The 7,969-nt window shown below is 34.7% G+C and carries 9 protein-coding genes; 5 read left to right on the forward strand and 4 right to left on the reverse strand.

Annotation, left to right across the window (positions count from 1 at the left end; all coding sequences use genetic code 11):
* The 3 genes from BA053_RS04260 to BA053_RS04270 form a co-directional block, all read right to left on the reverse strand.
* Positions 1–316: ankyrin repeat domain-containing protein (locus BA053_RS04260; protein ID WP_167347174.1), on the reverse strand; the 316-nt coding region annotated here is incomplete at its 3' end.
* 18 nt (positions 317–334) lie between these two features.
* Positions 335–805 (reverse strand): hypothetical protein, encoded by a 471-nt coding sequence (locus tag BA053_RS04265; RefSeq protein WP_065094962.1) that lies wholly within the window; start codon positions 803–805, stop codon positions 335–337.
* A 132-nt stretch (positions 806–937) separates the two neighbouring features.
* Positions 938–1,408 carry a RuvC family protein gene (locus BA053_RS04270; protein WP_065094961.1) on the reverse strand — a complete coding sequence of 157 codons (471 nt, stop codon included), beginning with the start codon at positions 1,406–1,408 and terminating at the stop codon, positions 938–940.
* Positions 1,409–2,300: 892 nt separating this feature from the next.
* Here BA053_RS04270 and BA053_RS04275 point away from each other — a divergent pair.
* From BA053_RS04275 to BA053_RS04295, 5 genes are read left to right on the forward strand one after another with little or no spacing between them, the layout of a single operon-like run.
* The gene (locus BA053_RS04275; protein WP_065094960.1) at positions 2,301–2,792 is read left to right on the forward strand and encodes a sigma-70 family RNA polymerase sigma factor; all 492 of its coding nucleotides are present in this window, start codon (positions 2,301–2,303) and stop codon (positions 2,790–2,792) included.
* Between the two features lie 51 nt (positions 2,793–2,843).
* Positions 2,844–3,641 (forward strand): ATP-binding protein, encoded by a 798-nt coding sequence (locus BA053_RS04280; RefSeq protein ID WP_065094959.1) that lies wholly within the window; start codon positions 2,844–2,846, stop codon positions 3,639–3,641.
* Positions 3,642–3,664: 23 nt separating this feature from the next.
* Complete coding sequence (locus tag BA053_RS04285; RefSeq protein WP_065094958.1) at positions 3,665–4,153, forward strand: hypothetical protein; 489 nt, start codon at positions 3,665–3,667, stop codon at positions 4,151–4,153.
* On the forward strand, positions 4,150–5,370 hold the full coding sequence (locus tag BA053_RS04290; protein WP_065094957.1) for an AAA family ATPase: 1,221 nt from the start codon (positions 4,150–4,152) through the stop codon (positions 5,368–5,370). The genes BA053_RS04285 and BA053_RS04290 overlap by 4 nt, the downstream gene beginning before the upstream one ends.
* 22 nt (positions 5,371–5,392) lie before the next feature.
* A complete protein-coding gene (locus BA053_RS04295; RefSeq protein ID WP_065094956.1) occupies positions 5,393–7,447 on the forward strand; it encodes an AAA family ATPase in 2,055 nt (684 codons plus the stop codon).
* A gap of 248 nt (positions 7,448–7,695) precedes the next feature.
* Here the strand turns inward: BA053_RS04295 and BA053_RS06790 are convergent, their stop codons facing one another.
* On the reverse strand, positions 7,696–7,839 hold the full coding sequence (locus BA053_RS06790) for a hypothetical protein (protein ID WP_245611041.1): 144 nt from the start codon (positions 7,837–7,839) through the stop codon (positions 7,696–7,698).
* Positions 7,840–7,969 lie beyond the last annotated feature (130 nt).

Raw genomic sequence — 7,969 nt, forward strand, 5'->3', positions numbered from 1 at the left:
CTGCATTAATTTCACCTATCATTGCAGCTAAATGAAGTAAACTATCTTGTTCTGACCCGTATTTGTTATTAATTAGCGCTTTCAATATTTCTGCTTTTTTCCCTTCTTTGGCGTAATCAAGAGATGTTCTGCCATCATTATCTTCCACAAAAGGATTAATATTCTTTTTCGTGAGCAGCAGATCCACCATGCTTAACTCGTCAAACTCTATAGCGCAATGTAGTGGGGTTTTTCCGTTTAATCCTCTAACATTAACATCTAATCCAGGTTGATTGATGAGACACTTTATTAACTCTAAACTTAAGTTATCAGCCATTTTACATTCAAAATCTTTTTATATTTGAAATCTATTGTTAGATAATTCTTGGAGTGAGTTTGTAATCTCTTCAGTTAGCACCATATGAATCTTTTCAGTGTCACTCAGTGATGCAAGCAGCGCTGAAACTCTATTTGGAATATTAAGCAAATTATTACGAACAACTCTTGCTACGTTAAATGCTTCAGTTTTTACCTCTTCAATTGACACAAATTTGCCTATTTCAGCTTTCACTTTAGCTTCCAAAAGTTTACCACGCTCCGTTTCATTTTTTATTCGCGTTTTTAGCAATATCGTTGAAAGTTTTTCTCCGCGCTCTTTTCTCCTAAGTGGTTGACTTGGATCTCTTATTGCTGCTACCGCTTCATTTGCTTGTTCTCGGTCAATAAGTCCATCTTCCAGCTCAACTATTCCTTTTTTTACTAAAGAACAGACATATTGCCTCGAAAACCCTTTTTCCCTTGCCCACTCTGCTTGCGTAATTCTCACCTTTTTTTCTCCTTTTTAGCACTGCTCAGCTATAATTTCGTAAGTAGTTAACATTTGAAATATATCTAACGCTAAAGAAGGCCCGAGGTCAGGACCACCAAACCCGCCAGCATGGCTGGAAGGACCCACTTTCTATGGTGTTTTTAATATATTAAAATCTTTACTAAAATTCATAACATAGAACATTAAAGCTAAAGAGTCCGCTTCATTATCATCCATTGGACAAAAACCCTTTTCCTGTACTGCCTCAATGACATCAGCTTTACTTGCATTACCCTTGCCAGTTATAAAACGTTTAATAGTCTTAACCGAAACACCTTGATAGGGAATATTGCTTTCCTCACACCAAGCAGAAAGGTGTGCTAAAAACCCTCCATAGATATGTGCAGCATCAGTTCCTAGATGTCTTCTCACTTCTTCAAAGTACACAACTTCAATACCTGGAAATTTATACTTAAGTGCATTAAGCCAATTACGAAAATTTAAAAACTGCATTCCACCACCACTAAACCTGCTAACATGAAAACTCTTACTTCCACTTTGTACTATTCCATCATGTAAAATAGTCCAACCAGTTTGTTTACCAAGATCTAGTGTAAGCATTCCCCTTTCAATCGTCAGGTACATATATATACAAGATTTGAAAAAATTACGTCCAAAAAATCTTTAATTTTCGAAATTTAACAACTAAAAACTAACATGAAAACTCTTTTACAGCCAGTTTGTTTGCCAAGATCCAGTGAGCTTTCAATTGTTGTGTACATATATATACAAGATTTGGAAAATTTTTGTCCAAAAAATCTTCAATTTTTGAAAAATTTTTTATAATTCTTGAATTTGAAAACCTTCTAAACATGATTTTTCTACTTTTAGAGGTTTTTTTATTATTCTAATCTTATATTTTATATGTTTTTATATATGTGTATATTTTTATATATGTATTATATATATATATTATATATAAGGGTTTCAGGAAGCTAGAATCCTCCATATTGGCGGACTTCAGATATGCCGTTCCTAGGAACGGTTTTAGGAACGCATGGTGAAAACCCGCCATACAGGCTAGTTCTAGATTCCTGATTCCTAATTCCTGATTTAGGAAGCCAGTAATTAGGAACGGAACTTAAGGTTATAGAGAGCATACTTTTCAACTATTTTCCTCTTAAAAATTTAAGCTATTCTTTTAATAGCGAAATCCACATTTTTAGCTCTTTAGGTGATATTGAATTTCAAAATATGAAATTCTTATATATTTTTAATATAACTTTAGGAAGCCTGAGCTACCCATTCTTAAAATATTGAAATCCATTTAAAATAGGTTCCAAAAACCTAAACTGTATTATTTTAAATTGCATCAGTATTATTCTCAAAAAAAAATAACAGAATATCAATAGATTAAAAATCGCATCAGTATTATTTATTTTTGCTCCTGTCCTACATAACAGCATTAATAACTCTCATCCTTAAAAGCATCAATTTGTTTTTAAGGAAAGTTATGAAATTACAAAACTACCATATAGTTATTAAAAATGTAAAATATCAAGCTTATAGACTGAAACTTGCTAAGTGCTTTATTAATGAAGCTCACGAAGATCTTGAGCAAGAACTCTTCTGTGAAATTTGGCCATGCCTTGATCAGTATGATGAAGATAAAAGTAGCTTTAACACCTTTGTAGCAAGATTAACTGAAAATAAAGCTATTAACCTGTTAAAGAAACAGCGATGTGCAAAACGTGACATCAATAACTATATTAGCATTGATGTAACAGAGCTACTTGAGAGTGAAATAACAAAACGCATTGATGTAGACTATATGATCTCGGTTTTACCAAAGGAATGGCAAAATATATGTGAGCAACTTAAATTTTTCAACTTACATGAAGTTGCCAAGATGAACAACGTTTCAAGAACCACTTTAAACAATATTATCAAGAAGATACGTGCCAAACTTTCTCCTATTTACTACGCAGGCAAAAAGAAAAATTGAACAAAATTTTTGCCTTTCTTGTATATATATACATCGTAGCATGGATAAATAATGGTTCTTACAATTTTGAATAATAATGAAAGATTGCAAACAATATCAACTGTAAAAATGGTCATCTTTGGCCCTTATGGTATTGGTAAAACAAGTCTCCTAAAGACCGTAGATGAACCAACACTTTGCCTTGATTTTGAAGCAGGGCTTCTTGCCGTTCAAGACTGGCAAGGAGATTCAATTAGCCTTCGCACTTGGAATGAAGCTAGAGATATTGCTTGTCTTATAGGGGGGTCTAATCCTGCGCTGAAGTCTGATCAAGCATATAGCCAAAGACACCATGAACATGTATCTCGTAAGTACAAAGATCTTTTTTCTGAGTTTTCTAAATACCGATGCATCTTTGTAGATAGTATAACCGTTGCTTCACGTTTATGTCTATTATGGGCAAAAATGCAACCTGAAGCTTTTTCTGAGAGATCAGGAAAGCAGGATATGAGAGCTGCCTATGGATTACTTGCTCAGGAAATGATGGCTTGGCTCAATCAATTTCAACACATCAGAGACAAAGACATCATCATAGTTGGCACTTTAGGTCAATATCTCGATGATTTCAATCGTCCAATTTGGCTACCTCAATGCGAAGGGGCTAAAACTGCTAGTGAAATTCCTGGAATAGTTGATGAAGTAATCAGTATGGTTGGAATCAAGAGAGATGATGGAACGGAGAAACGCTCTTTTGTTTGCCATACTCTAAATCCTTGGGGATACCCAGCTAAGGATCGTAGTGGACGCCTGAGTATGCTTGAAGAACCACACTTGGGGAAGCTGCTTACAAAGATTAAAAGCAAGTTTTAAAATTTAAACATGGAGAATGATATATGTTAGAAGACCTGTTAACTGACTTTAACACTGTAAAACCGCAAAGTAGATTGATACCAAAAGGTACAATAGTAAAGGTAAAAATGACAATCAAGCCTGGAGGTCATGAACACTGGTTTACTAAAAGCCCCACTACTGGTAGCATTTATTTAAATACAGAATTTACCGTTATTGAAGGTCTATACGCAAAGCACAAGATTTATCAGATAATTGGTATTAAAAGTAGTAAAGCAGAAGATACTTGGGGAGAAATGGGTCGCTCTATGCTTCGCAGTATCTTGGAATCGGCACGTGACATTCATCCACATGATAACTCAGAAAGTGCAATCCTTGCTCGTAAGCTAAATTCAGTTGCAGAATTAAATGGGTTGGAGTTTACAGTAAAGGTAGGTGTTATAACTGATGAATATGGAGAGAAGAACAAAATTGCTTCGGTAATTACTCCAGAATACCGTAAAAATTATGAAATTGACAGAGTACCATTTTGAAGTACGACGAGGAAAAGCTTTGGTCTGCTGTCGTTACTAGAGGTATTCAGGACGCAGTAGGAAAAACCCCAAAGCTAAGAGAAGAAGCAATTAATTGGCTGAATTCAAAATCTTTTGAAACTGTTTGTGAGCTAGCTAATCTCAACTTTAAACGTATGAAAAGTATGTATGGGAGTTTTATGTCTAAAAAGCAAGAAAAGATAAAAGCATTATTAATTGATAATATCAAAGAGTGTGTTTCTTACCTACTTCCAAATGGTGAATTTTACCGAGATAAAACTTATATTGGAAACTTAAATGGAAATACAATTACAGTTAAAATAGTAGGTAAGGAAGCTGGTGATTGGCGTAATTTTACTGAAGGGACTAGTGGTGATATTATTGATCTTTGGGTTTTAATTAAAGGTGATATAGATTCTGCTAGGAAGTGGCTCAATAAGAAATCAAAGAGTGGAGAAAAAAGGGAGAGAGCAGAAAAAATATTTTCTGTAAAGCAGTACTTGAGTGATCAATCACCAATACCAGAAGACATAATAGCTCCACGAATTCTCACTCCAGGTGGTCTTTTAGTCATTGGTGGTACTCCAAAGGTTGGCAAAAGTTATTTTCTTCTCTCTTTGCTTGCACATCTTGCAGCAGGAGTATCGTTTCTTAAGATGAAGTCAGCAAGGCCACTAAAAATAATCTATCTGCAAAATGAGATGGAGTACAATTACATCAGGGAACGCATACAACAAATCATAACTAATCAAAGGCTGCCAAATCTAGCAGAAGAAAACTTGATTGTTACTACAAAGATGAGATTAACTTTAAACGATGAAGGTATAGAGAGAATAAAAGAGATTATAGGAGAAAAATTTAAAACGATAGACCTTATCGTTTTGGATTCCCTTGACTATGAAAATATATTTTCCGGTCTGCAAAGCAGAATAGAAAAATTACGTTCTATAATTAATCCTATGGCTGGAATAATTATTACACGTCATACCAGAAAAGTATCCACAGCTACATTAGCAAAAAGTCCTTTTCAAGCTTTAATTGGTGCTAATGCTTTAAGAAGCTTTTATACATCTGGTATGGTAATGTTTCAACCAAATAAACGTGCAAATGTCTTGCAAGTAGTATATGAGCTAAGAAACGGTAAATCAATACCAGCAAAATTCATTAGCAGAGTAAATGGGCGTTGGCAGAACTCTAAAGTTATAGCTACGGCTTAATTTGTCTGCAAAAACGGACAGCATGGTAGAGCTAAAAACTCAGATTTTGCAAAACATCAGATCTTGTCTTTTTCATCTGTTACCAAGAGGGACATTTCGTGGTGATAAGTTTTATGTAGGTGATGTACAGGGTAACAAAGGCAAAAGTACTGTAATAGAGTTAACAGGCGAAAAAGCTGGATTATGGAAAGATTTTGCAACGGGAGAAGGTGGTGACATTATCGACCTTTGGGCAACAGTACACGGGAAGAATGCGAAAACAGAATTTCCTGAAGTAATGCTCTCAATAAGTGAATGGCTTGGCATCAAAGAAAAAAATAATATTAGAGATCTAGAACAATATCTGACTTGTAGTTGGAACTACTACGATGAAAATAACCAATTGATTGTAATAGTCTACCGTTATGATCCTCCTTTAGAGAAAAAACAGTTTAAACCATTTGATGTTAAAAAACAAAGATTCAAAGAGCCAGAGATAAGGCCACTCTACAACATTCCAGGTATTTTAAAGTCCAATAAGGTTATTCTGGTTGAAGGAGAAAAATGCGCAGAAGCACTTATAGAGAAAGGAATTACAGCTACAACTGCGATGTTTGGAGCAAATGCGCCTATTGATAGAACAGATTGGACTCCGCTAAAAGGTAAACAAATTATCATTTGGCCAGACAATGATGAAGCAGGTAATAAATATGCCAAAAACGCTGAAAAGAAACTTTTAGAACTTGGTGTTGCATCACTTGCTACGCTTAAGATTCCACCAGATAAACCAAGGAGTTGGGATGCTGCTGATTGTGTGTTAGAGGGAATAAATATTGAAGAATTTATCCTTAGCACAAATAGTCCTTATCATAGAAAGCCACTCAGAATAGATACTAGAGCTTGGACTAATATTGCTCCAGAAAGGGAATGGATTGTAAAGGATTGGCTTCCTGTTGGTAGTGTTACAGCTCTTTACGGTGATGGTGGTGTTGGAAAATCTCTCCTTGCTCAGCAATTAATGACTGCTGCTAGTACTGGTAAATCTTGGCTAGGGATAGCAATTGAGAAAATCAAGACATATGGTGTATTTTGCGAAGACGACACAGAAGAGCTTTGGCGTAGACAATGTGCAATAAATAAATTATATCAGCTTGATATGAAGTCTCCTGATTTTCTTAACAACATTTGTTTATCATCTCGTACAGGAGAAGATAATTTACTGATGGTATTCAATAGTAAAAGTACAGGACAATTAACTACTTACTTTCAGGAATTACTTGAAGATATTAAATCATTTCAGCCAAAACTTGTAGTTCTGGATACAGCAGCAGATTTGTTTGGAGGTAACGAAAATGATCGCTCTCATGTGAGACAATTTATACAAAACTGTTGTGGCAGAATAGCACAGATAATTAAAGGGGCTGTTTTGTTATGTGCACATCCTTCGGATTCTGGAATAATACGCAAAACTGGCACAGGAGGTTCAACAGCATGGAATAATTCTGTTCGATCTAGATGGTATTTGTCAAGACCAGAAAAGACTGGTAATGATCGTGTTCTTTGCCGAATGAAATCTAATTATTCTGCATCAGAAGAAAATAAGATTTCATTTTGTTGGCAAAATGGATCGTTTTTGCAATATGATACAAATTTTAATTCAGAAAGGGTAGTAAGGGATGATTATAATAATAAACTGGATTTAGAGCGCTTGAGAAGACATGATATAATTTTAGAATTAATTGCCAATGAAGCATATAAAGGAGAAGTGTATACTGCAGCGAGCTTTGCAAAATGCTTTGAAGGAAAGTTGGGACTTGGTAGTGAACGTAGCATTCGTGAAAGAATCAGCCATCTTGCAACCATAGGTTATATAAAATTCTTTAAAAAGGCTGTAAGATCAAGTACAAGGTCAAAGTATGGTTACTTGTGTGTAAGAGACATGGAGCTGAAGATTGCTGAAAATCAATATAGATTAGTAAAACCAGATTATTATCTCTCGTCAAACAATGGAGTAACTCTGCCTGTTGAAAACCCAGATATTTGGGTTATGCGTGATCTTACCAAATTAGATTGGCAGAATGGCAGATTGGCAAACTGAAGAATTTGCCAATCTGCCATTCTGAATTTAGTAAAAATACAAGAAAATCAATATCTTATATAGTTTTGTACAAACGTCAGATTGGCAAGATGGCAAAAAGTTGCCAACTAGAAGGAGTAGCCAAAAGCGCTCTTCTCAGGCTGGTTTCAGCAAGTTGGCAGATTGGCAAATTACCTTATATATATAAATATACTATGGTTATATCATAGTATATTATAAGTATAAATTGTACTACGTAAGAGAATTTTTTAGTATTTTTTTATAGTCAAAGTAAAAGGGTTAATCCGATAACCATGTGATGATCTTTGCCAACCAAGTGTTTGTATTACATCATTACGTTCAATACTTAATCCTAATTTCTCAGCCAATGTAGCTTTGATCGTTTTTTGCATCTTGTTTAATGGTTTTCTGATTTGATGTTCTAAATCTGCTTCTAAACTAAGAGGTTGTCCGGAAACAAGTAAAAGGCTATAATATCTGAAATTTTAGTACGGGGTAAAGATGAGAAAAAAGTATCCAACA

It is taken from the genome of Wolbachia endosymbiont of Nomada ferruginata (assembly GCF_001675785.1).
In the GTDB taxonomy this organism is placed as follows: domain Bacteria; phylum Pseudomonadota; class Alphaproteobacteria; order Rickettsiales; family Anaplasmataceae; genus Wolbachia; species Wolbachia pipientis.